General features: G+C 60.1%; 19 protein-coding genes. 12 read left to right on the forward strand and 7 right to left on the reverse strand.

What is annotated here, in order from left to right; genetic code table 11:
• Nucleotides 1-14: 14 nt before the first annotated feature.
• The 6 genes from EA473_RS05150 to EA473_RS05175 all read left to right on the forward strand — a co-directional run bounded on the left by EA473_RS05150 (nt 15) and on the right by EA473_RS05175 (nt 7,260).
• Nucleotides 15-773 (forward strand): ATP-binding cassette domain-containing protein, encoded by a 759-nt coding sequence (locus tag EA473_RS05150; RefSeq protein WP_124194596.1) that lies wholly within the window; start codon nt 15-17, stop codon nt 771-773.
• Nucleotides 774-790: 17 nt separating this feature from the next.
• Nucleotides 791-1,768 (forward strand): ABC transporter permease, encoded by a 978-nt coding sequence (locus EA473_RS05155; protein ID WP_124194597.1) that lies wholly within the window; start codon nt 791-793, stop codon nt 1,766-1,768.
• 875 nt (nt 1,769-2,643) lie between these two features.
• Nucleotides 2,644-3,813, forward strand: coding sequence for an MFS transporter (locus EA473_RS05160; RefSeq protein ID WP_124194598.1), 1,170 nt, complete (start codon nt 2,644-2,646; stop codon nt 3,811-3,813).
• 242 nt (nt 3,814-4,055) lie between these two features.
• Entirely contained in the window at nt 4,056-5,381 is a 1,326-nt protein-coding gene (locus tag EA473_RS05165; RefSeq protein WP_124194753.1) for a substrate-binding domain-containing protein, read from the forward strand.
• 51 nt (nt 5,382-5,432) lie between these two features.
• On the forward strand, nt 5,433-6,395 hold the full coding sequence (locus tag EA473_RS05170) for a carbohydrate ABC transporter permease (RefSeq protein ID WP_207890143.1): 963 nt from the start codon (nt 5,433-5,435) through the stop codon (nt 6,393-6,395).
• On the forward strand, nt 6,388-7,260 hold the full coding sequence (locus EA473_RS05175; protein ID WP_124194599.1) for a carbohydrate ABC transporter permease: 873 nt from the start codon (nt 6,388-6,390) through the stop codon (nt 7,258-7,260). Before EA473_RS05170 ends, EA473_RS05175 begins: the two co-directional genes overlap by 8 nt.
• A 928-nt stretch (nt 7,261-8,188) precedes the next feature.
• On the opposite strand, the gene EA473_RS05180 is transcribed toward EA473_RS05175, so the two are convergent.
• The 3 genes from EA473_RS05180 to EA473_RS05190 form a co-directional block, all read right to left on the reverse strand.
• Nucleotides 8,189-8,953 carry an IclR family transcriptional regulator gene (locus EA473_RS05180; RefSeq protein ID WP_124194600.1) on the reverse strand — a complete coding sequence of 255 codons (765 nt, stop codon included), beginning with the start codon at nt 8,951-8,953 and terminating at the stop codon, nt 8,189-8,191.
• A 202-nt stretch (nt 8,954-9,155) separates the two neighbouring features.
• On the reverse strand, nt 9,156-9,776 hold the full coding sequence (locus EA473_RS05185; RefSeq protein ID WP_124194601.1) for a nucleotidyltransferase family protein: 621 nt from the start codon (nt 9,774-9,776) through the stop codon (nt 9,156-9,158).
• Entirely contained in the window at nt 9,769-11,208 is a 1,440-nt protein-coding gene (locus EA473_RS05190) for a dihydroorotase (RefSeq protein WP_124194602.1), read from the reverse strand. Before EA473_RS05190 ends, EA473_RS05185 begins: the two co-directional genes overlap by 8 nt.
• A gap of 113 nt (nt 11,209-11,321) precedes the next feature.
• Between EA473_RS05190 and EA473_RS05195 the strand changes: the two genes are divergently transcribed.
• Both EA473_RS05195 and EA473_RS05200 read left to right on the forward strand, forming a co-directional pair.
• Nucleotides 11,322-11,831, forward strand: a complete 510-nt coding sequence (locus tag EA473_RS05195; protein WP_124194603.1) for a (2Fe-2S)-binding protein — start codon at nt 11,322-11,324, stop codon at nt 11,829-11,831.
• 2 nt (nt 11,832-11,833) lie between these two features.
• The gene (locus tag EA473_RS05200; protein WP_124194604.1) at nt 11,834-14,320 is read left to right on the forward strand and encodes a xanthine dehydrogenase family protein molybdopterin-binding subunit; all 2,487 of its coding nucleotides are present in this window, start codon (nt 11,834-11,836) and stop codon (nt 14,318-14,320) included.
• A 185-nt stretch (nt 14,321-14,505) separates the two neighbouring features.
• On the opposite strand, the gene EA473_RS05205 is transcribed toward EA473_RS05200, so the two are convergent.
• Together EA473_RS05205 and EA473_RS05210 are read right to left on the reverse strand one after the other, a co-directional pair.
• Nucleotides 14,506-15,012: a CoxG family protein gene (locus tag EA473_RS05205; protein ID WP_243645190.1), complete on the reverse strand. Its 507-nt coding sequence runs from the start codon at nt 15,010-15,012 to the stop codon at nt 14,506-14,508.
• Nucleotides 15,013-15,040: 28 nt separating this feature from the next.
• Nucleotides 15,041-15,934: an FAD binding domain-containing protein gene (locus EA473_RS05210; protein ID WP_124194605.1), complete on the reverse strand. Its 894-nt coding sequence runs from the start codon at nt 15,932-15,934 to the stop codon at nt 15,041-15,043.
• 253 nt (nt 15,935-16,187) lie between these two features.
• Between EA473_RS05210 and EA473_RS05215 the strand changes: the two genes are divergently transcribed.
• Nucleotides 16,188-16,952 carry a cyclase family protein gene (locus EA473_RS05215; protein ID WP_124194606.1) on the forward strand — a complete coding sequence of 255 codons (765 nt, stop codon included), beginning with the start codon at nt 16,188-16,190 and terminating at the stop codon, nt 16,950-16,952.
• Between the two features lie 40 nt (nt 16,953-16,992).
• Here the strand turns inward: EA473_RS05215 and EA473_RS05220 are convergent, their stop codons facing one another.
• Nucleotides 16,993-17,418 carry a universal stress protein gene (locus tag EA473_RS05220; RefSeq protein ID WP_124194607.1) on the reverse strand — a complete coding sequence of 142 codons (426 nt, stop codon included), beginning with the start codon at nt 17,416-17,418 and terminating at the stop codon, nt 16,993-16,995.
• 285 nt (nt 17,419-17,703) lie between these two features.
• A complete protein-coding gene (locus EA473_RS05225) occupies nt 17,704-19,596 on the reverse strand; it encodes a CocE/NonD family hydrolase (protein ID WP_124194608.1) in 1,893 nt (630 codons plus the stop codon).
• A 430-nt stretch (nt 19,597-20,026) separates the two neighbouring features.
• Here EA473_RS05225 and EA473_RS05230 point away from each other — a divergent pair, with 430 nt between their 5' ends.
• The 3 genes from EA473_RS05230 to EA473_RS05240 all read left to right on the forward strand — a co-directional run bounded on the left by EA473_RS05230 (nt 20,027) and on the right by EA473_RS05240 (nt 23,811).
• Nucleotides 20,027-21,613: a uracil-xanthine permease family protein gene (locus tag EA473_RS05230; RefSeq protein ID WP_124194609.1), complete on the forward strand. Its 1,587-nt coding sequence runs from the start codon at nt 20,027-20,029 to the stop codon at nt 21,611-21,613.
• Between the two features lie 280 nt (nt 21,614-21,893).
• Nucleotides 21,894-22,388 carry a hypothetical protein gene (locus EA473_RS05235; RefSeq protein WP_124194610.1) on the forward strand — a complete coding sequence of 165 codons (495 nt, stop codon included), beginning with the start codon at nt 21,894-21,896 and terminating at the stop codon, nt 22,386-22,388.
• Between the two features lie 217 nt (nt 22,389-22,605).
• On the forward strand, nt 22,606-23,811 hold the full coding sequence (locus EA473_RS05240; RefSeq protein ID WP_124194611.1) for a CaiB/BaiF CoA transferase family protein: 1,206 nt from the start codon (nt 22,606-22,608) through the stop codon (nt 23,809-23,811).
• Nucleotides 23,812-23,910: the final 99 nt, after the last annotated feature.

Consider the following 23,910-nt stretch of genomic DNA (forward strand, 5'->3'; position numbering starts at 1 on the left):
CCGACGAAGAATATATGCCCGATAGAGAGGTACTGATAACGGCAGAAGACATCACAGTTACATACGGTGAAGTGACAGCTTTAGATGGAGTTGATTTTCGACTAAACAGTCAAGAGATTGTCGGACTTGTCGGAGATAATGGGGCTGGAAAGTCAACACTGATCAAGTGCTTGTCAGGGGTGACACAGCCTGATAGTGGCGAAATTCGGATCAAGGGTGAGGCAGCCAATCTATCAAACCCGCGTGATGCTAAAGATAAAGGGATCGAGACTGCATTTCAGGATCTAGCTCTCGCTGACAATATGACTGTGACCCAAAATATATTCCTCGGTAGAGAAGAAGTCCAACACGTCGGTGGTATCCTTCCATTCTTGGACAAAGGGAAGATGAAACAACGAACGGAAGAACTACTAGATCGTGTTAATATCGATATTTCTCCCGACGAGAAGGTAAAAAACCTGTCCGGAGGTGAACGACAGTTAGTAGCGATATCACGAACTCTCCTTTCTGATCCCGATATCGTAATTCTTGACGAGCCGACAAGTGCGCTGTCAGTTGAAGGTGCTGAACAGGTTATTGACCTGATTGAAGGGCTACGTGAGCAGGGTATTTCTATAATCCTCATATCACATAATTTCGAAATTGTCAAGCGGGTGGTTGATCGGATGCAGATACTGTATCAAGGGACGAATGCTGGTGTGCTTCCATCTGATGCCGAACGTGACGAAATAGTCAGTCGTATGGTTGCAGGACAGCCTCAACAAACAGCTTAATCCATAGAAGGTAAACAATGATAGAAGGAAATCAATCCATTGGTGAACGGTTCGCGAACATCGATTCAAGCTCGATCGGAAGACATGCGCCGATTGTTGGTCTTATTGGAATGTATGCCTTATTTGGGATATACACTGAAAACTTTTTGACAGTCTCTAACCAGATTAACGTACTGAATCAATCTGCGATAATCGGTGTTCTTGCGATCGGGATGAGTTTCGCCATCTTCTGTGGCGAGATCGACCTGAGTGTGGCAGAAATCATGCAATTTGTCGGATTGTTAATAGCTGCGCTCGCAACGGGAATGCTCATGTGGCCACAATTGCCTCCACTCGTTGCAATCATAATTGGTCTACTCGTCGGTGTTGGCCTCGGCGGTGTTTCCGGTTACATTACGAGTCGATTTGATGTGCCCTCATTTATGACAACACTTGCGATGCTCTTTCTCGCTAGTGGCTTTGGGCTTATAACTACGAACAGTAGGCCTGTTCTATCACTTCCTGGTGAATTAGTGTTCTTCGGTGGAGAGTCAATATTATCCGTCCCGGTTCTTGTCATTGTTTTCATAGCATGTATTGTGTTGGGTCAGCTTATTCTCTCATATACTCGATTTGGACAGCATGTGTACGCAGTCGGAGGCAACAGGGAAGCAGCAGCGAGGATGGGTGTTAATGTAATGCGAATCAGGATGGGCGTCATCATGATATCCGGTGGCTTTGCAGCGCTTGCTGGTTTGCTTATGCTCGGTCGCATTGGATCGGCCACTCCCACCATGGGAGTTGGATATCTTCTTCCACCCATTGCAGCCGTTGTTCTCGGAGGGGCTGACCTGTTTGGAGGCGAAGGACATATGTACGGCACACTGATTGGTGTACTTATTCTCGCTGTTCTGTCCAACGGTCTGAATCTAATGGGCGTCAGTACCGAGGCGCAACTTGTTGCTCAGGGAATAATCTTGATGCTTGCTGTAATCGCGAACGTGATGTTCAGATAAAAGAATCCTCGACTTTGATGTGCTTATTGACGAGTTCTTTCGCCAGTTGACTGGGTTTTGCTGTTTCTCGTAGAGTCGAAAGCACAGTGGATATAGTAGCCATTGAACGTCACTGCACACCAATCACCAGACGGATCGGCGATCGGTGTGTGAATCGGTTCAGTTGTTACTATTGGTGGAGTTTTTCTCGATATAAACCGCGTAGGTTTCGTTAGTAATCTGGACTAGTTCGTTTTCTGTTGAAGCGTCCTTATCTCAGTCGTACTCCCTGAGGAACTTGTTAAGCACACGTCTCGTGCGTTCAAGTGACTATTGAAATTTGATGAGCCTTATTGAATACAACTAGTGACATCCGATGTTAGAAATTAGCACACTCGGAGTGCTCGAGGACACGAAGTGTGACATAGAGTGTTCGCCATCCAATGTCTAAAGAATTATAATTCTACTTCGATTCGGAGATATACATGATAATTGGAATTTTCACACACTATCTACTGTGTACCGTATTCTCTTCCATGCGAATCGGAAAGTGTATCGACAATTTATCGATTTGATAGATAGAGTATAAGGGACTAAAAACCAATATAGTCCAAATACTCGTCGTTGTGGGGTTCTTTATTGCTCCAACACCTCTAACTGAGGTTCAAGATTGATGGAACTTCCGTATAATGTTCTGTGATAATACAAACTAATGACGAGAAGTCAAATCTGACCTTCGATTCGAGTTTAAATCACTTATCGAAATCCAACTCCACCGGGTTTGCCCACAACCGAATTCTTAACCCGTCCTGACCGAGACTGTCACTCGAGTTGATGGGAAGCGATACGCTCGAGTACCGAAACGACACCGGTCAGTCATTGATCTGGCGCAAACGATGAACGAACAGCGCGGGTTCAAACTCCTGTATTTCCTGCTGTTCGCGTCCTACAGCGGCTACGTTATGTTCCGGAACGTCTTTCTCGAGGATATCGGAATGTCGGGAACGCAGATGGGTCTCGTCGGATTTCTCTTCCCGCTGTGTACGATACTGGCCCAGCCGGTGTGGAGTATTATCGCCGACTGGAAGGGTGTGAGCAAACTCATCCTCTACGTATCCTCGATCGTCGCGGGGATATCGGTCCTTCTGTACCCGCTTGCTCCACTCGTCTCCGCGACGTTCGGCGTCATCGTAGTCGGGACGGTGCTGTTCGCGGCCTTTCGTGCGCCCGTGACGCCGATCGCTAACGCGTTGGTGCTTTCGACGGGAATGTCCTACGAGGGGGTCCGTGCCTACGGTTCGATCGCCTTCGGTATCGTCGGCCTCGGGATCGGCTATCTCATCGGAATCTTCGAGACGGATCTCATCTTCTTCGCGTACAGCGCCGGAATGGCCCTCGTCGTCGGTCTGCTCGTTCTGTTACCGATCGACGAACCGGACGCCCTCGGTAACGACCTCTCACTCGAGGCGATCCGACCGCTGTTGAACAGGCAGTTTCTGTTATTGCTCGGGGCGGCGTTCGCACTCGGGTTGATGACGCCCGCCAGTTCCGCGTTCTTTTCGGTGTACGTTCGGTCGGTCGGGCACCCGGATTCGATCACGGGGGTCGCGTGGCTGATCAAGACGGTCGCAGAAGCGGCTGCGTTCATCTACATCGCGCGCCGAGGCGGATCTTACCGCCGACTGATGGTGATCGCGGGCGGCCTCTATACGACTACGTACGTCGTCCTCTGGACGACCGGAAGCGTCACGCTGATCGTGTTCGCACAGGTGTTGCTTGGAGCGGGCTATGCGCTTTTCAATCTGGCGTCGGTGAACCTCGCCTATTCCCTCTCGCCGGCGGGGCTGAAATCGACCGCCCAGAGCCTGTTGATGGTCGGCGGTGTCAGTTCCGGTACGGCGATCGGCGAACTGCTCGCCGGCCGCCTCGTCGACCTCGTCGGTCCGCAGGAGATGTACGGAGCGTTAGCTGGTCTCGGGATCGTCGTCGCGCTCGTCTCCCTCTGTATCTCCTCAAGTACGCGGGCACCGTCTCCAGGTACGCAGGTGAGCGCAGACGGCGATTGAACTGCTTCACAGGTGAGATCTGTGCAGTGACGTTCAACGGCCACTATAGAAGGCGATCTCTCCTCGTCTGTGGTGGCTGTATCGACACTGCCAACGCAATCAAACACTGTGCAGCCGGTTCCTGTGCTCGAGATGTGAGCCGTCAGTAGCCAGTCACCGCTCGATCCAGTAGTAATCTGTGAATATATAACCATCTATCAGCAGTATTTTTAAATACTATTGGGTAAATTGTAGGGTGTGGTATGACAGCCAACAACACAGTTAGACGACGTCATTTTCTCAAAACCACCGCCGGGGGAACAGCTGCGTTCGGACTCGCCGGTTGTGTCGGCGACACCGGCGGTTCAGTGACGATCTCGGCGCGCTTTATGGACGCACCGGGATTCGAGGACTTCTTCGACGAACACACGCAGGCGTTCGAAGAGGAAACCGGCGTCGAGGTCGAAGTCGAGTTGATCGGGTGGAACGGTGCGTTCTCCCAGCAACTCACGAGTATCACGAGTCGATCGGGGCCCGACGTGGAAGAGATAGCCTCGAGTTGGCTCCCACAGCAAGCCGAAGCGAACGGCTGGATGGACCTCCGGGAGATCGACGACATCGATGTCGGGACGGACACGTACTTCGAGCCGCCGGTGGAAATCGCGGAGTACGATGGGATGATCGTCGGTTCGCCGTGGTACTGGGGGCCGCGAGCACACATCCAGTACGAACCGATGATGGAGGAGGCCGGGCTGAGCGGCAGTCCCGAAACGTGGGACGAACTGATCGAGATGGGCGAGCAGTTCAACGAGGAAAACGACGACGACGATCAATACCTCTTCGGGCTCTCGACGCTCCAAAACGCCGGCAGCCAGTTCTTCTCGACGATGCTCTGGCAAAACGGCGGCGACCTGCTCTCGGACGATTACTCCGAGCCGCTGTTTCACCACGAGGAGGGTATCGAGGCGGCGAACTTCTGGAAGGACCTGTTTTACGAACACGACGTGATGGAATCGAGCGCGTCCGAGTGGGGAACCGACGAAGCCCAGAGTGCGTTTATCGATCAGCGAATGGCGAGTACGTGGGGAACGCTTCAGTTTATCTTCGAGTACGCCGATCAGGACGGCGTCTCGACCGACGATTTCACCGCGAATCCGCTCCCGGCCGGCCCCCGTGGCGAATCGGCCGTCTTCTACGGCCTGGAACTGGTCGGCATCCACCCCTGGACGGATCACCCGGAAGAGTCCGCACAGTGGGTCAACTACCTGGCACGACCCGAGGTTAACGCCGAACTCGCCGAGACGGTGTCGATGCTGCCTGCGGTCGAGGAATCGTTCGATTACGACGCCTTCCAGAGTCCGATCTTCCAGTCGTTCCGAGACGAGATTCTGCCGACGGGTCGGACGTTCCCGCAGTTTTACGGCTGGGGTGAGATCGAGAACGTGCTCAATTCGACGATGCAACAGATCATCACCGACGCGGCGACCGGCAACTGGGAGCCCGGTGACACCGAGGCCCAACTCGAGGAAGCGGCCGGGCAGGTGCAGTCGATCATCGACGACGCGGATCCGGAACTCGAGGAGGAATAGTCCAACACTCCTCACGCATTCATTCGAACACTCATGGATTCAGACACGACGATGAGAGCCCGAACCCGGGTTTTCGTACGGCGAATCACCGATCGTGTATCGGAGGACGAGAAAACTCGATACGCGTACAAACTGCTGTTGCCGGCAGCGGTGATGATGGCTATCGTTCACTTCCTCCCGATCCTCTGGGGAGCTCTCATCAGCATCATGCAGATCGACGCTGTTTACGTTTCACAGTGGTACAACGCCCCGTTTATCGGGCTCGAGAACTACGGACAGCTGTTCGACTTCGATACGACCGTCGGATCGCGATTCTGGTTCTCGATGCGCCAGACGGCGATATTCGCTCTCGGAACCGTTCTCGGGAGCTACTCTCTCGGGTTGCTCACAGCGATACTTCTGGATAGTGAGTTCAGAGGGAGCGGGGTCGCGCGGATCCTGGTCCTGTTGCCGTGGATCTGTCCGGCCGTCGTCGTGTTGCTCGTCTGGCGGATGATGTTGTTGTCGGACACCGGAATCATCAATCACGTGTTACTGTCGGCGGGTGTCATCAGTGATCCGCTCGTCTGGCTGATCGGCCCCAACGCCATCTACTCGATGATTCTGGTAAACATCTGGATCAACTTCCCCTGGGCGACGATCATGCTGTACGCGGCGCTCAAGTCGATACCCGATCACCTCTACGAAGCCGCTCGGATCGACGGTGCGGGCCGCTGGGGGCAGTTCCGATACGTCACGCTTCCACAGCTCAAACCGATCAGCGTCGTGATCTCGCTGCTGTTGATTCTGTGGTCGTTCATCAACTTCACCGTTCCGTTCGTGTTGCTCGGCCAGAGTGCGACCCGATCCGGCGAGGTGTCGATGCTGTTTATCTACAACTACGCATTCCAGAACTACGCGTTCGGACTGGGTGGCGCCATGAGCGTCGTTCTCTTCCTGTTCGCGATGGGTATCGCCCTGATCTACTACAAGTACGCGGTCAGCGGAACGTTCGAGGGTGAAGGCGATGACTGACTGGACGACGCTCGACCGCGACCTGGAGGACGTGCTGGTCGGACTAACGAAACGCTTCGCGATGGCGATGGTACTCATCTTTGCGCTCTTTCCGATCTACTGGATGTTCGTCGTCAGCATGCGCCCACGCGAGGAGGCGGTTTCGACGAATCCGAATCTGCTACTCGACTCGCTGTACCTCGAGAACTACGTCCTGATGTGGCAGCGATTCCCGCTGGTCGATTACTTCATCAATAGCCTGATCATCGCGCTGACGACGACCGCGCTCGCGCTGTTCATCGCGAGCCTCGCGGCGTACTCGTTCACGCGCTTTTCGTTTCCGGGCAAAGCGACGTTCGGCGGTGCGATTCTCGGCACGCAGATGATCCCAGGCGTGCTCATCTTGCTCCCGATGTACCTGCTGTTCGTCAACGTACAGACGAACGTCGGACTCCCGATGACCAACACCTACCACGGCGTGATCTTCGTCTACACCACCTTCGCCATCCCGTTTGCAATCTGGATGCTCCGTGGGTACTTCGCGAACATTCCTGCATCGCTCGAGGACGCAGCGCGCGTCGACGGCTGTACGCGTTTTCAGGCGTTGATACGGATCGTCCTCCCGCTCGCCGCGCCAGGGATCGCCGCGACGGGGATGTTCGTGTTTCTCACCGCGTTCAACGAAGTCCTGTTCGCGTCCGTCCTCGCCTCGAGCGACGTGACGCCGTTTGCGATCGGAATTCAGCGGTTCGAAACCCAGACACAGACGTACTGGGGACAGATGATGGCCGCCTCCACGGTTGCGACGATCCCGCTGGTGGTGATCTTCATCCTCTTCCAGAAGCCGATCGTCGACGGACTCACGTCCGGAAGTGTCAAGCAGTGACCGCCACCGTCGGGCGTATTTTCACGCGCCCATCGGACCGACTGTTCGTCGTATTCGGGTGATCGGTGCGTTTCGAACCGATCCGGTACGCTCGGTCGAGCGTTCACTAACTGCGGTCGCGAACCGGTATCCGGACGCGACCAGTTCGCAAAACTGCCGACTCGGATCGGAATCGTCGATCCACAGAACAGTAATCGGAGTGATACTACTGGTGAGGCGTACGCGGTTGGATAGAATCCAGTGATCGACGGTCACCCTGCTACCCTCGTCGTCTTCGGATACCCCTCACCCTCTCCCGATCGGACTTCTTCGCTACCTGCCCGCCGCTGAAAATCAGCGCATACGGACTTCTCGATGGTTCTTGCGTCCCACTGCTCTCGTTCGTCGAAGCGGCAACACAACGTTCGACCGATTTCACAGCGGGTGTCGTTCGTACGATCTTTCGACAGGAGAAATTCGAACGCAAGAGAAGGTCGAGGAGCGCATGGTGGCTATTTCCGATCTTTGAGATATTTATCCGGAAACAACCGCGAACTGGGTGTTTCGGAAGAGGAAATCACTGTCCGTCGACCGGTGGCGTTTTGACATATTGAACTCATGTACTTTATCCAGACGTATTCTATTGTGGAACTGTGTACACTCCCCGTTCGTCCGGGTTTGTTCCCCTTATCAGTACGACTTCGTGATTCGGTCAGCAGAGAATCATCTGGTCCCGGCTCCGGCGATACGTGCCGACGGAACATTACACCCATACATTCGTAAACTAAGTGTTTCGGAACCGAGACCACCAGACAACTGAACCGGTCGTAGACCCATCGTCTACCCGCCTGAGAGCAAGGAGTCACGGATCGTGCGCTGGCCGCTGGGGAACGTCGCCGGTAACGCGACCCCAGCCCCCACGTCCGGTGTTCAGCATCGTCGAACGGTACTACGCGTGCTGGATGTTGAGCTCGATGACGTTGGCGATGCCGAGTACCGTCTCGGGGAGTTCCGTCTCGAAGCGATTGCCCTGCATTCTGTGTGTGGGTCCGGCAACGCTGATGGAGCCGATCACCGAGTTCGATCCGTCGAGAATGGGGGCAGCGACGCTTCGCAACCCGTTCAACCGTTCTTCGTCGTCGTACGCGATCTTTCGTTCTCGAATGTCTTCGAGTTCCTCGGAGAGAACGTCGCGGTCGGTGATCGTGTTGTGGTTGACCGCCGTCAGGCCGTGTCGCTCGACGATCTCGTTTCGACGGTCCGCCGGGAGAAATGCCAGGATGGCTTTCCCCAGTGCCGTGCAGTGAATGGGGACCCGGTCGCCGACGCACGTGTCGATACGGGCAGCTTCGGAGCCACGACTCCGATAGACGAAGACGCCCCGACCGTGCTCTTCGGTCATGAGCGCGGATATCTCGCCGGTTTTCTCGGCCAGATGATCGACCTCGGACCGGGCGACCTGGTACAGTTCGTGTTGCTTGCGAGCGGTTTCGCTGATCCGAAGGAACTTCAGGCCCGCTCGATACTCGCCGTCCTCGTGGACGACGTACTCGGTCTGCTCGAGCGTCCGAAGGTGGTTGTGTGCGGTGCTTTTGGGCAAGTCGACGTGTCTCGCGAGTTCCGAAACCCCAGCACCGTCGAGTTCGGTCAGGGCTTCCACGATGTCGAACGCCCGATCGACCGCCTGTATCCCGATCGACTCCTGTTTCGCCATACCATACCAATGGTATGCGCACCGATATAAATGTTCAGTATCGAGGGACGGTATAGTCTCGAATGGACGACCGTGTCACCGGTCTGCTCTCGAATCGACCGGCGAATCTCGAGGAGAACGGATCACCGACCAATTCGTGTCTGGGAGTCGATCGAGTCGTCCGGAGACAGCCGACAATCGCGTTCAGCATCGCCGAACGATACTAGAAGGAGGGCGTCGAACCGTGAGTGTCGCCGTTACAGTCGAGCCGGTCGCGATCCGCAACCGTATCCACGTCGACGTGGATCCCAGCGTCCGCAACGTCGATGCGACGAACGTCTGCGTCGTCGAACAGAACCCGACCGCCGGTGTCGCCCGAGAGCTCGAGCAATTCGTCGAACATCGCGGAATCGAACAACACCGGATTCCCCCGCTGCCCATCGGTCGTCGGAAGGACGACGTCCGAATCGGTCTCGCGGTGTGTGGTGGCGATCCGATCGACGGTTGTTCGATCGACACAGGGCATATCTCCCGGGAGAAAGACCGCCGCATCCGCGCCGCGTTTGCGTGCCGTCCGAGCACCTGCTCGAACGGACGTGCTCTGTCCCTGCTCGTAGTCCGGATTGTACACTGTCTCGTCGACCGCACCCGTGATGGTACGTGCGACGGCATCGGACTCGTAGCCGAGCACCGCGACGGTGTAGTCGACGGCCGTCTCGAGCGAGCGCGCGGCGCGACGGACGATCGGTTCGTCGTCTCCCGGGACCGTCGCGAGCAGTTTGTTGCCCTCTTCGTACCTGGTCCCCATCCCGCCCGCGAGGAGGACGCCGACGAGCTCACCCATCGTGCTCTAGCGTGACGCCCTCCGGGCCGCGAGAGAGGTACGTTCTGTCGCCGGGTTCGACGAGCAGTTCGCCGTCCTCGACGGCGACTTCGCCGCCAACGATGGTGTGGGTCGGGAGGCCGGTTAGCTCCTCGCCGTGGAACGTCGAGTAGCGGGGTTCCATGGTGTGATAGAAGTCGTCGTCGACGACCGCGCTCTTCTCGAGGTCGACGATCACCATGTCGGCGTCCGATCCCTCGGCGATCGCCCCCTTTCGCGGGTACAGCCCCCAGCGCTTTGCGTTGTTCGCCGCACAGACTTCGACGAGTCGCTCCATGCTGATGCGGTTCTCGTTGACGCCCTCGCTCATCATGACGGGCAGGAAGTACTCGATGCCGTTGTTGTCGCCCGGAATCGCCTCCCAGATATCGCCGTGTTTGCCCTCGCCTTTCTCCTTGAACTCGATCTTGTGGGGGCAGTGGTCGGTGCCGAGGTAGTCGACGACGCCGGTCCGAAGGCCCTCCCAGAGGCGTTTCTTGCTCGCCTCGCCGCGAAGCGGCGGCGAGATTTTCCCCCAGACGCCGAGGTCTTCCTGTTCGTAGGTGTGTGAGAGAAACGCCGGCAACGTCTCGGCGTGGAGGTTGACTCCCTTTTGCTGGTAGCGCTCGCAGATGTCGACGCCCTCGCCGGTACTCATGTGGACGACGTAGGCCCGCGAGTCGGTGTACTCGGTGAGTTGGCCGATCTGTTCGATCTGCATCGCCTCGGCGACGTTCGGTGAGGCCTCCGTCCAGGCTGGCAGATCGTTTCGCCCCTCCTCCTGGAGGTCGTTCCGGCGTTCGATCGCGAGGTCCTCGTTTTCGGCGTGGAACATCACGACGCCGCCCGGAATATCGGACACCTCGTCGAGCACCCGAAAGACCCGCCCCGCATCGGAGTGGTCGATCCCGAGTTCGGGGGAGGCGTGTTTGTACCAGTTGAAAAACACCTTGTACGACCGGACGCCCGCCTCGGCCAGGTCGGGAATCTCCTCGACGTGGTGGTCCTGGTGGACGATGGCGTGATACGCGAAGTCGATGTAGGAGTTTTCCTCGCCCGCCCGCCTGAAGAACTCCATATCGGGGAGATACGGCTCCTTCTGTAAGAGGAAGTTGACGACGGTCGTGACGCCGCCGTGGATCGCCCCTCGCGTTTCGGTCTCGAAGTCGTGCTCTAACCCCTCGTGGTACTCGTACTCGTACCGGGAGAGTCCCCAGTGGACGTGGGGATCGATGAAGCCGGGGATCAGGTAGTTCCCGTCGGCATCGATCTCGTGCTCCGCATCGGGGAGGTTCGATTCGGTCCCGACGCCGACGACGATGCCGTCGTCCGCCGCGACGCCGCCGCTGATCGTCCCCTCCGGCGTGACAACTCGTGCGTTGACTACTCGAAGGTCTACGGTCGATTCGACCATATCCCCTCTCTCTCGGCGATCTACTTGAGTCTAGCCCGTCGTCGCGTCGAGACGTTTCCGCCGCTGTCTCGGCACAACGTTTATGCCCCGCTCGAGAGACGTAGTACGTATCCATGAGTACGGATAGCACAGGAGAGTACGACGCTCCCGAACCCAGGGAGATCACCGTCACCGTCAACGGGGAGTCCGTGACCGCCGCGGTCGAACCCCGATTGAAGCTCTCCGATTTTCTCCGGACCGAGTGTGGTCTCAACGGCGTCCGCGTCGGCTGCGAGCACGGCGTCTGCGGTGCCTGCACCGTCCAGCAGGACGGTCGGGCGGTAAAGAGCTGTCTCTCGTACGCGGTCCAGGCCGACGGCGCGGAGATCGAGACGGTCGAGGGGCTGGCCGACGACGACGGCTCGCTTCACCCCATACAGGAGGCGTTTCACGAGACTCACGCGCTCCAGTGTGGGTTCTGTACGAGCGGCTTCGTCGTCGCGACGAAGGAACTGCTCGAGGAGAACCCCGATCCGACCCGCGAGGAGATCGAACGCGGGCTCGCGGACAACATCTGTCGGTGTACCGGCTACCAGAACATCTACGAGGCCGTCGAACGCGCGGCGGCGAAGATGAGGGAGTAATCGTGTCCCAGTCACAGCCGACCGAGGCCGACGCCGAACCGGAGTCGGAGCCCGAGTCGTTCACCGGCCAGGGGCTCCCCCGCGTCGAGGACCACCGCATCCTGACCGGCGAAGCCGAGTACATCCACGACGTGACGCCGGAGAACTGCCTGCACATGGCGCTCGTCCGGAGCATGCACGCCCACGCCGAAGTCGTCGACATCGACGCGAGCGAGGCCGAGGACCACCCCGACTGCGAACTGGTGCTCACCGCCGAGGATCTCAAGGCGAACTACAATCCGATGCCGACCGGCGTCGGCCGCATCGAAATCGGAGCGAGCGGCGAAGCCGTCGAACTCCCCGAGTGGTCGCTGGCGGACGAAAAGGTGCGGTTCGTCGGCGAGCCAGTCGCGCTGGTCGTCGCCTCGAACCGGTACGCGGCCGAAGACGTCGCCGACCTCGTGACCGTCGAGTACGACACTCTCGAGGCCGTCGCGGACGGGATGGCCGCCCGCGAAGACGAGGTGGTCGTCCACGAGTCGATCGGGACGAACGTCGTCGACCACGAACGCATCGAGTTCGGCGACCCCGAGACGGCGTTCGAGGACGCCGATCACGTCGTCTCCGGCGAGTATTCGTGGGGGCGCATCTCCGGTGTCCCCCTCGAGACCGCAGGCGTCGTCGCGACGTACGACGAGGAGACGGACAGCTTCGACGTCGACTGCAACATCCAGTTGCACACGCTCGTCGACGACACGATCTACGAGACGCTCGGCTACGACGCCGACGACGTCCGGGTGAACGTACCCGCGGACGTCGGCGGGAGCTACGGGACGAAGATCGCCATCCACCGCTATTGCTGTCTGGCCGCGATGGCGAGCCAGCAGTTGAATCGCCCGGTCAAGTTCGAGGAGGACCGCATCGAGAACCTCCAGGGCGGCGACGTACACTCCTCGGACCGCGAGTACGAGATCCGAATGGCCGTCGACGACGATGGAACGATGCGAGGGCTCGACGTCTGGTTCGTCGACGACTTCGGCGCGTTCCCCCGATATCCGATCAATCAGGTGCTGAAGCCGCTGTCCGTGGTGACGAACTCCTACGTGATCGACGACGTCGCCTACGAGTACGACCTCGTCCTCACCAACAAGACCTCACAGACCGCCTACCGCGGCTTCGGCGTCGATCCCCACATCTACGCCCTCGAGATGGTCGTCGATGCGGCGGCCAGGGAGATCGGGATGGACCCGACCGAGTTCCGCCGTCGAAACCTGATCACGCCGGATCAGATGCCCTACACCCTCCCCTCGAAGAACGTCTACGACTCCGGGGACTACCCCGCGACGCTCGATCGAATCGAGGAGATCATCGAGGACGAACGCGACGGCGGGCTGCTCGATCCCGACGTCGTCGCCGAAAAGCGCGAGGAGGGCAAGTACCGCGGCGTCCAGACGAGCGTCATCATCGAACCCGGCGTCAGCGGCTCCGACTGGACCGACCGACAGCGGTCCAACCGCGAAGCGCTCGAGAGCAGGTCGCGCGAGGAGGTCGACGAACTGCCCGAACACCTGCGCGCCGAACTCCGCGAGGACGGCACCGTCCGCGCGTATCTGGCGACCGACTCGTCCGGGCAGGGCCACCAGACGCTCGTCTCACAGCTGCTCGCAGACGAACTCGAGATCCTGCCCAGCGAGATCGACGTCGACTACCTCGACAGCGTCGACGCCCCGACGGAGTACGGCAGCGCCGCCTCGCGAATGGCGGTCATGCTCTCGGGCGCGACGGTCGGTCTCGCGGAACGGCTCGTCGAACGCGCCGAGGAACTCGCGGCCGACCACTGGGACGTCCCGGCCGACGACGTCTCCTACCGGGACGGGACCGTCGAGTTGATCGACGGCAGCGATTCGCTCTCGCTCGCCGACCTCGCGGAACTCGACGCCGAGCGCGACGAGCGACTGACCCGCGTGAGCTACAACTACGACCATCCGGCCCTCGAACACGAGGAGTTCGACGAGGCGTTCCGCCGGAAGTTCCCGGTCTACCCGACCGCCGCGTTCGGCGCGAACGCGCCTATCGTCGAGGTCGACGTCGGGACCGGCGAGGTCGAGATCCTTAAATTCCACACGGTCCGGGACTGTGGAACCATGCTCAACCCGACCATCGTCGAGGGGCAGGCCCACGGCGGCATCGCCCAGGGAGTCGGCGCGGCCCTGCTGGAGGAGTTCGGCTACGAGGCCGACGGCCAGCCCCAGGCGATCACGCTGTTCGATTACCTCCTGCCCTCGATCGAGACCGTTCCCGAGATCGAGATGGAACACACCGAGACGCCGTCGCCGTACACCGAGACGGGCGCGAAAGGCGTCGGCGAGGGCGGGATGATCGACGCACCGGCGAGCATCGCCACGTCCATCAACGCCGCCCTCGAGCCGCTATCGCTCGACGAACCTGCGGACCGGATCCCGGTCGCGCCGGACCACCTGCGATCGAAGATCCGAGACGCCGAGGAGTAGCCCGGAGTCGAACGTCCGCCATCACCAATCTCGATCGGAGAGGTGCGACGGAAACGAACCTGTGAGAAAATTCGGCGTCGTTCTCGAGCGGGACTTTAGCGTCCGAGCATCCCGTTTAGCCGTCGATTTCGAGCATCCGGTTCAGAGCCGTCCGAGCGTGACGTTCAGCCGTTCGACCGGGGCGTTTAGCCGTCGTTCTCGAGCGTGACGTCCTCGGGTGCGGCCTCGAGTTCGGCGGTCGCCTCGACGCCCTCGTCCGCTTTCTCCTGTAGGTCCGCGAAGAACTTCTTTACGAGTCGGTTCGTGACGCTTTTGAGCGCGCGGCCACCGAGGCTCGCGATCGTCCCCGAGACGTCGGCAGTCGCCGACCAGACGACGGTCGTTCCGCCGTCGTCGGTCTCCCGTAACTCCATCTCGGCGGTCGTCTCGAACTCGTTTCGAGGGGCGTGACCGACGGCCTGCATCTCGAGGACGTCCGGCCGGTCGGCACGCGTGACGACGACGTCGACGTCGAACTCGGGTTTGACGCTCCCGACGCCGACGGCGAGTACCGCTTCGATCTCGTGAGGTGACTCGAGGGTCATCTCCTTACAGCCCGGTGCACACTCGGCAAGCACGTCAGTGTCCGTAAAGTACGGCCAGAGTTCGTCGGGCGACTGTTCCATCTCGTTTTCGCCGGTAAATTCTAACATTGGATTTCGGGTTCGACGGCAGAGACCGTCATTGCGTCTCGATCGCGCGTTCGTAGGACGTTTCGAGCGAGCGTTTGGCGTACTCGCCGGCCACTTCCTCTTTGTACTCCCGATCCGCGTGCATCTCGCCTTCCGGCTTGACCGCGGCCGTGACGAGTGTTGTGGCTTCCTCGAGGCCCGCATCTGAGAGCGGTTCACCGACCAGGGCCTCCTCCGCGTCCGGCACGCGGAGGGGAACGTCGGCGGCGTTTGCCAGCGCGATCCGGACGTCTTCGAGGACGGGGTCGTCGGCGTCCGGATCGTCGACCCTGATCGCGGTCGCCGCGCTGACGGTCGGCCAGGTCTGTGCTGCACGCTTGAGTTCGAGAAACGCCATGCCCGTTCGAGCGGGCGGGAACGGATCGGTCGGCACCGAGACGGACTCGATCAGTTCGTCCTCGCGGAGGTCCGTGAACATGTACGCGATGAAGTACTCGTCAGCGGGGACGTCTCGGCTGCCGTCGCCAGAGCGCAGGTGGAGGGTTCCCTCGAGGGCGACCAGCGCCGCGGGATAGTTTCCAGCAGGGTCCGCCTCACCGATACTGCCGCCGATCGTTCCCCGGTTTCGAACCGCGGGACCGGCGATCTGGGCCGCCGCTTCGGGGAGCATCGGCAGGCGTTCCGCGAGCAGGTCCGACCGCTCGAGGGTCCGGTGGCGGGTCATCGCGCCGATCCGAACCTCGTCGTCGGTCTCCTCGACGTACGCGAGGTCGTCGACGCCGTTCAGATCGACGAGATGGTCGGGCGTCGCCAGCCGGTTCGCCATCACGATACCGAGCGACTGGTTGCCGGCGAGGAGTTCGGCCTCCTCGAGTTCCACGAGCAACTCGAGGACCTCCTCGAGTGACTCCGGCCGGTGGTGGGTAAACGGCGCCGGTTTCATGGACTCGGGGCGTGAGAGCGTGCGAATTCGAGAGGGGCCAGCCGACGGATGGCCCGGGAACGGTGCCGGTGATTGGTATGGAGAGTCATGGGTCGTTCACACAGACACCATATGAGTTTCCCAACCGTACTAATAAATGTTGGTCACTGTGACCGGCGATCGTGGTCACCGTGACCGGGAATCGGTTCGATGGGGCGGCCGGTTCGACCGTCGCGCCACGTAGGTTTAAGTGAGCGGCCGAGAATTGACGTTTATGCTCGATGGCTACGAGATGTACGACCTGACACAGCCGTGGTCGCAGGATACGCCGGCGTGGCCGACCTACGATAATCCCAAGGTGTGGTACGAAAAGAGCCTCGACACCGAGAAGGTAAACGGACAGAAGATCGAGTTCATGAACCACACCGGCACCCACCTCGACGGCGAGAAACACTTCGTCGCCAGCGGACGGGACATCGAATCCGTGGGGCTGGACGAACTCGTCGGGGACGCCGTCGTCGCGGACATCTCCGAGAAGGTCGGCGACTACGACGTCTACACGAGCGACATGATTGAGGACGTCTGTGACGTCCAGGAGGGAGACATCCTGTTCGTCCATACGGGCTATCAGGAGTACGCCTGGCACAGGGAGAACGCGGATCCACACCGGTTTTTCTGTAAACATCCCGGTCCGAACGCGGAGTTTGCAGAGTGGTGTAAAGAGATGGATCTCAACTACCTGATCCTCGACTGCGGGAGCGCGGATCACCCGATGAACACTGTCGTCCGCGACATTCGACCGGAACTCGCGGCGGAGGCGAGAGACCATCTCGGCGTCGACGACCTGGACGAGATCTTCCCGCCGGAGGGGTACCAGCTGATGCACACCGAACTCTTCCCGGAGGGTATCATCCACGTCGAGAACGCCCAGGTTCCCGAGACACTGCTGAACGAGCGCGTCCAGATCGGCACCTTCCCGTGGCGATTCCGGGGCGGGGAATCGAGCGTCTGTCGGTGCGTCGCTTTCGAAAAGCAGTAATCGACTCCCTCTTCGGCGTGCGACGATATCTCGCCGGAAGTCAACGCACGACGAGCACAGGAATCGGCGATCGGCGTGCGACTTTTTCGGCGACGCTGCCCAGTAGCACCCGCGCGACACCGTCACGGCCGTGGCTACCGATGACGACCATATCGTAATCGCCATCCTCGGCACGGTTGACGATCAACCTGTCGGGCCGACCGCGTCCGCGTTCGGTCTCGATCGTGACACCCTGCTTTTTGGCGCGACGACGGGCCGCCTCGAGGAGGTCCTCCGAGTGTTCGAGTTCGGGTTCGTCGTCCGGGACGTCGCCGGTCATTCCGGAGAACGTCCCGAGATCCCCCTGTCCCGCCTCGATCGCGTGAAACGCCGTGATCTGTGCGTCGGGGAACGTTTCAACCGCGTACTCGAGTGCGTCTTTGGACCGATCCGAGCCGTCGACTGGTACCAGAACTCGTTCGACCATAGCTGACATTTGACGTAGAGAAACATATACTTTGGCCAGCCGTTGGCGTGATACGGTTTACTGTAGCGATTTACCGGTGAGACCGCGACCCGGGCGGCGGTCTCACCGGAAACGATCTACAGTAAACCGTATGAGTGACCGGTCGTCTCGAGTCGAGTTTTTCGCCGAGTCACCGCTCGATATCGCCGTTCGTCGATACCCGTTTCATACGGTTTGCTATGACTGATTGCCGGTCGATCACCCACCGTTGTACGATCGACCGGTAAAGACTCATAGCAGACCGTATCAGCTTCTGGGCTGGACCGGCAACTCGACGTGGGTCGCGAACTCGGCGTCGTGGTAGACGGTGTTCGTCGCAGTCCGGTACTCGCGGTCGCCGTACAGCGGACCGCCGGTGTTGTGGTTGACGTCGTAGCGCGGGTAGTTCGACGAGGAGACGTCGAGGCGGATTCGATGCCCCGCTTTGAACACGTTCGCGGTTGGATACGGTTCCATCTCGAACTCGTACACCTCGCCCGGCTCGAGCAGGTCGGGTTCGTCGCGGTAGCCACGATAGCGCCCGCGACAGATCGAGTCACAGAGGTTGATCGCCGCGCCGTCGGGGTGTTCGTCGCTGGGCGGATGTTCGTCGATCAGCTTCGCCGTGAAGTCGGTGTCCGGGCCGTCGGTCGAGCCGTACACCCGAACCCGGATCGGCCCCGCAATTTCGAGGTCCTCCTCGAGCGGCTCCGTCCGATAGACGAGCACGTCGTTTCGCTCTTCGAGCGGACCGTAGGGCTCGTCGGCACCGAACGTGTCCGGGCGCGTCCGCTGGTCGAACCCGCCTCGGCCGGTGATATCCTGCATCTTGCGCTCGCTCAGGGGGTACTCGAGGATCGGTTCCTCGCGTGGCTCGTAGGTGATGTACGACGAGCAGTTGCCGCCGATGGTCGGCACGGGATCGTTGGGGTCGAACTCGTAGGTCGTCGAGGACTCCTCAGCGGTCGGTGCGTCCGTCGAGAGTCGCCCATCTCCGTGGACGTAGTAGGTCTCGAACTTGGTGTCCGGAAGGGGCCACTCCTCGCCAGAGCGCCACTCACCGCCGTGGAAGAGTCGGCCATCGCGGGTCTGCGAGCCGTCGCCGGTTCCCATCTGGAAGTACTGGACCGTCGGTTGGTCGCTCCAGGTATCTTTGCCCTTCAGGTAGTGATCGAAAAAGCGCAGCCGCGTCTCCTGGTACTCTCGCAGCGCCGCCTCGCCGAACTCGAGTTCGCCCGAGTAGGACTTGTTCCACGAGGGAAGCGGATAGCTGTTCCAGCCGTGGGTCCACGGCCCCATCAACAGGTAGTGGTCGCTCTCCATGCGCTCGGCGAGGGCGACGAAGTTGTCGCAGGTCGCCTTCGTGTAGGAGTCGTACCACGCGCCGGCGTAGACCGTCGGCACGTCCGCCATCTCGTCGTAGTAGGCCTCGAAGTTGATCCCGGGCTCCTGCCACAGTTCGTCGCTCGCCGCCCCCTGAGTCATGATATCGAACGCCCACTCCTCGTAGTCGGGAATGTGTCGGAGCGCCGATTGACCCCGCTGGACAGGGCCGTTCGCCAGTACGTCTCGGACGTCGACGTTCGCCAGCCGCTGTTGGATCTCGGGGTTCTCGAGCGCGCCCTTTGCGAAGCCGCCGCCGAGCGTGTACGCCCAGCACAGCCAGCGGAGTTCGAACGCGCCGTTGTGTCGAAACGTCGCCTTCCGGCCGTTCGCCGCGCCCTGGTTGACGAACATCGCCTCGAGGTGGGGCGGATCCTGCGTTGCGAGCGCGGACTGGACCCACGCGCCGTAGGATGTGCCGAACGTTCCGACCTGACCGTCACAGTACTCTCGGTCGGCGAGCCACTCGACGGTGTCGTAGCCGTCTTCCGGTTCGTCGACGAAGATGTAGTAGTCGCCGCCACTTTCGAACCGGCCACGGCAGTCCTGGATCGCGACGAGGTAGCCGCGTTTCGCGTACCACTCGCCGTGACGTTCCATTCGCCCCCGCTTGCCGTACGGTGTCCGGTCCAGTAGCGCGGGTTTCGGCTCGTCGATCGGTTCGCCGGTGTCCGGATCCGCGGGCCGGTACACGTCGGTCGCCAGTTCGACGCCGTCGCGGGTTTCGACCATCACGTCTAGTTCAGCCGCGACTGCGTACTCAGGCTGAGAGACCATCAGCCAAACGGACGTACTCGAACAGTAATATACTGTCGGACGAAACGACTCGTGTTCGCACGAACTGGCCGTATCAGCGCGAACTGGCCGCAACAGCACGAACTACCTGGCCACGTTAGCACGAACTGACCGCGGTCCCGGTGATCACACTCGAGTGAGTCGCCGTCTGAACGCTTGGAAAGTCACCGTTTCCCGCCTGGTGAGCCGGTGATACGTCTCCTTGACGGGACGTTCTCTCCCGGTGTTACTCATTTGCCACTCTTTCCACCCGTGAAAGGTCACTGATTATTTATATAATCGACGGTTGAACGGCGCCCGCACGCGGTTTACCGGCGGTATCTTTATATGTATACGCTTTGGTTTTACTTCGTAGACCTGTGCGGGTGTGAACACTCGACACAGTGTGCGAGCTAACTCAGGGAGCGAATCCATGACAGACCAACGCGATACATCGGACGAACTCAGAACGGATGGCGGGGACGTCTCGCGGGAGGAGGCGTCGTTCGTCGAGTACGGTATCGAAGACAAGCCACCGCTCGGTGAATCGATTTTCCTCGGGGTACAGCACTATCTCACCATGATCGGTGCGACCGTCGCGATTCCGCTGATCCTGGCGGGACTCATGGAGATGCCGCCGGCGGAGACCGCCCGACTCGTCGGGACGTTCTTCGTCGTCTCCGGAGTCGCGACGCTCGCACAGACGACGATCGGAAACCGATACCCGATCGTCCAGGGGGGGACGTTCGCACTGCTCGCGCCGGCGATTGCGATCATCCTCGCACACGGCGGCCCGTGGGAGACGACGATCCTCCAGTTACAGGGAGCGATCATCGCAGCCGCGCTGATCCAGGTGGTTCTCGGCTACTCCGGCCTGCTGGGCAAGCTCAAGTACTACCTCTCGCCGGTCGTGATCGCACCGGTGATCGTCCTGATCGGTCTCTCGCTGGTCGACGTCGGTGACGTGACTCGAGTGGGCCAAAACTGGTGGCTGCTCGGGCTGACGCTGTTCCTGATCATCCTGTTCTCGCAGTACCTCGATCAGTACAGCCGGTACGCGAAACTGTTCCCGGTTTTACTCGGAATCGCGACTGCGTGGATACTCGCCGGGATTCTGACGGCAGCCGGGATCTACACCCAGGAGACACACGTCGCCGAGGACGGAAGCAGTCTCGGCTACATCGACACCTCGCTGATCGCCGAAGCACCGCTGGTACAGCCGATCTATCCGCTCCAGTGGGGGATACCGGAGTTCACGCTCGCGTTCGCGATCGGGATATTCGCGGGCGTCGTCGCTTCGATGGTCGAGAGTATCGGGGACTACTACGCCGTCGCCCGCATCTCGGGACTCGGTGCGCCGAGCGAGAAGCGCATCAATCACGGGATCGGGATGGAAGGTCTCGGCAACATCTTCGCAGGCATCATGGGGACGGGTAACGGTTCGACTTCCTACGGGGAGAACATCGGCGCGATCGGTATCACCGGCGTCGCCTCGCGCTACGTCGTCCAAATCGGCGCGATCGTGATGCTCATCGTCGGCTTCCTCGGTCCGTTCGGCGCGCTCATCGTCTCGATCCCGAGTCCGATCGTCGGCGCGCTGTATATCGCCATGTTCGGCCAGATCGCCGCGGTCGGACTGTCGAACCTGAAGTTCGTCGATCTCGACGCCTCGAGAAACGTCTTCATTATCGGTATCGCGCTATTCCTCGGACTCGCGTTACCGAATTACTTCGCGAACTTCGAGAGTCCCGGTGACTTCCAGGCCCTCGCAGAAGGTGCGGCGGTGATCGGTCCCGTCCTCGGCCAACAGGTCGTCTCCGATACGATCTTCGTCATCGGCTCGACGACGATGGCCGTCGGTGGACTGATCGCCTTCATCCTCGACAACACCGTAAGCGGGTCGCGTGAAGAACGCGGACTGGCCCAGTGGGAAGACCTCTCCGAGGACGAATCGGAGTTCCAGACCGTCTTCGAACGGTTCCGCTCCGACGAACCCGCGCCGGTCGACAGCGCCGACTGATACGGATTACTGTACCTGTGTACCGGCGCACCCGCCGCCCGGGTCGCGGGTGCGCCGGCAGTGACTTACAGTAAACCGTATGATACGGCCTGTGGCCCCATATTCCTGTGTGCCTGCGGACGGTTTGCGGGGCCACCGGTAGACAGACACCATCGCGACTGGCTCCAACTGACGGGGTTTTCGGGTATCTTTTCCGAAGGGTTATTTCGATCGGGAGTTTTCGACCAGGAGTTTCGGCCACGGGGAAACGTTCAATAGTCGGCCGGACGCAGTACCGCCAATGTCGAGCAGACGAGGTCTCGAGCTCGAGCGTGGGGAACGGTTGCACTACCGCGGCACCCTTCGTGGCGGCGGCGAAATTGCCGTCACTGAATCACGACTGCTGGTCACCTCGGCCGACGAACTGACGAGCGTTCCCTACACGAACGTCAGCGAGGTTTCGAACGAGACGTTCAACTGGTTTCTGGCTATCTTAAGCGGCGCGCTCGTTCTCTTCGGACTCTACTCGATTCCCCAAAATGCGATACTCGGGATCGCGTTCGCACTGTTCGGCCTCTGGAGTATCTATCGGTCGTACCGCCACCGCGACCGCGTCCGGATTCACACGCACAGCCAGCCGAAACCGATCGAGGTCTTTCCCGAGGACGCAGCCGCCCTGTACGACGAACTCGAGCCTGCGATCGAGACTGCCAGGGCCCAACGGGATCGAAACGGGGGCCAGGACGGTACCCAAACTCGCAGTCGGACGGCGGAGAAGGACGGCGACAGTTCGTGAGCCGCTTCGGGCCCACTACGTGGCTTGGGACGTGGTCACGAACGCTTTTGTCACCAGGTCGAATGTCGTTTCTCTGTCCGATCTAACAGTCGACTCGAGAACGTGATCGATCGCGCAGCAACCTGTCGAAAGTTCGGCGAACGTCGTTTCGCAGAAGTCTCCGAACGACCGCGGACCGAAGGTTTTTCTCCCGACGCGCCTATCACTGCGACAGCACATGGCAACCGACGATCGCATTTTCGAGGGCGTCAGCGTCGTCGATCTCACGACGTTCGTCACCGGCGGGTTCTGTTCTCTGATGCTTGCAAATCAGGGAGCGGACGTCGTGAAAATCGAACGGCCAGGCGTCGGCGACGACAACCGACACTCCGGACCGCCGTTTATCGACGGTGAATCGCCGTACTTCTGGACGGTCAACTACGGCAAGCAAAGCGTCGAACTCGACCTCAAAAGCGAGGCCGGTCGCGAGGCACTCTACGATCTCGTCAGCGAGGCCGACGTCTTTCTACAGAACTATCGGCCCGGCACCGCCGAACGGCTCGACGTCGACGAGGAGACGATCCGGTCGCACAACGAGGAGATCGTCTACTGTGCGATTTCGGCGTTCGGTCAGACCGGCCCGTGGCGGGAACGGCCCGGGTACGACCTGATGATCCAAGGAATGAGCGGCGTCATGAGCGTCACCGGCGAGGCCGACGGCCGGCCGGTAAAAGTCGGCCTGCCGATGACCGACCTCATCACCGGAATGTGGGCCGCCTTCGGGATCTCCAACGCGCTGTATCGGCGCGAACGAACCGGCGAAGGTGAGTACATCGATCTCGGGATGCTCGATGCGGTTCTCCCGTGGCTCACCAAACAGGCCGGGAAAGTGTTCGCCGACGAATCTCCCTCCCGAATGGGGACGAAAGATCCCGTTCTCGCACCCTACCAGACGTTCGAGACCGCCGACGGCTACCTCAACGTCGCCTGTCTCAACCAGAAACTCTGGCGAACCCTCTGTGAGGCGATCGACCGACCGGAACTCGCGGACGACGATCGGTTCGAAACCAACGGCGACCGCGTCGAACACATGGACGAACTCGAGGCGGAACTCGAGGAAACGTTGCGCGAGCGGACGACCGACGAGTGGATGTCCATCCTCGTGGAGGACGCCGGCGTCCCGGCCGGTCCCGTCTTCGAGGTCGAAGACGCGCTGTACAACGAACAGACCGCTTCGCGTGAGGCGACGACGACACTCGAGGACCCGGACCGCGGCGAGATTCCGGTCGTCGAGCATCCGCTCAATTACGCTCGAGCCGACAGCGGCTTCGAATCACCGCCACCCCGACTGGGCGAACACAACCGGAGCGTCTTCGAGGAACTGGGCTACGACGACGCAGACATCGACGAACTCGAGGAACGCGGGGCGTTCGGCGAGGAGTAGTCCGCCGGCCGTTTCGACCGGAACTCGATAGCAGGCAATCGAATTCATGCCAATGGTCTATGGAGAAGGTACAGGAGCAAGAATACAGTTGAGCTTCGG

Source organism: Natrarchaeobius chitinivorans (assembly GCF_003841505.1).
Lineage (GTDB): Archaea > Halobacteriota > Halobacteria > Halobacteriales > Natrialbaceae > Natrarchaeobius > Natrarchaeobius chitinivorans.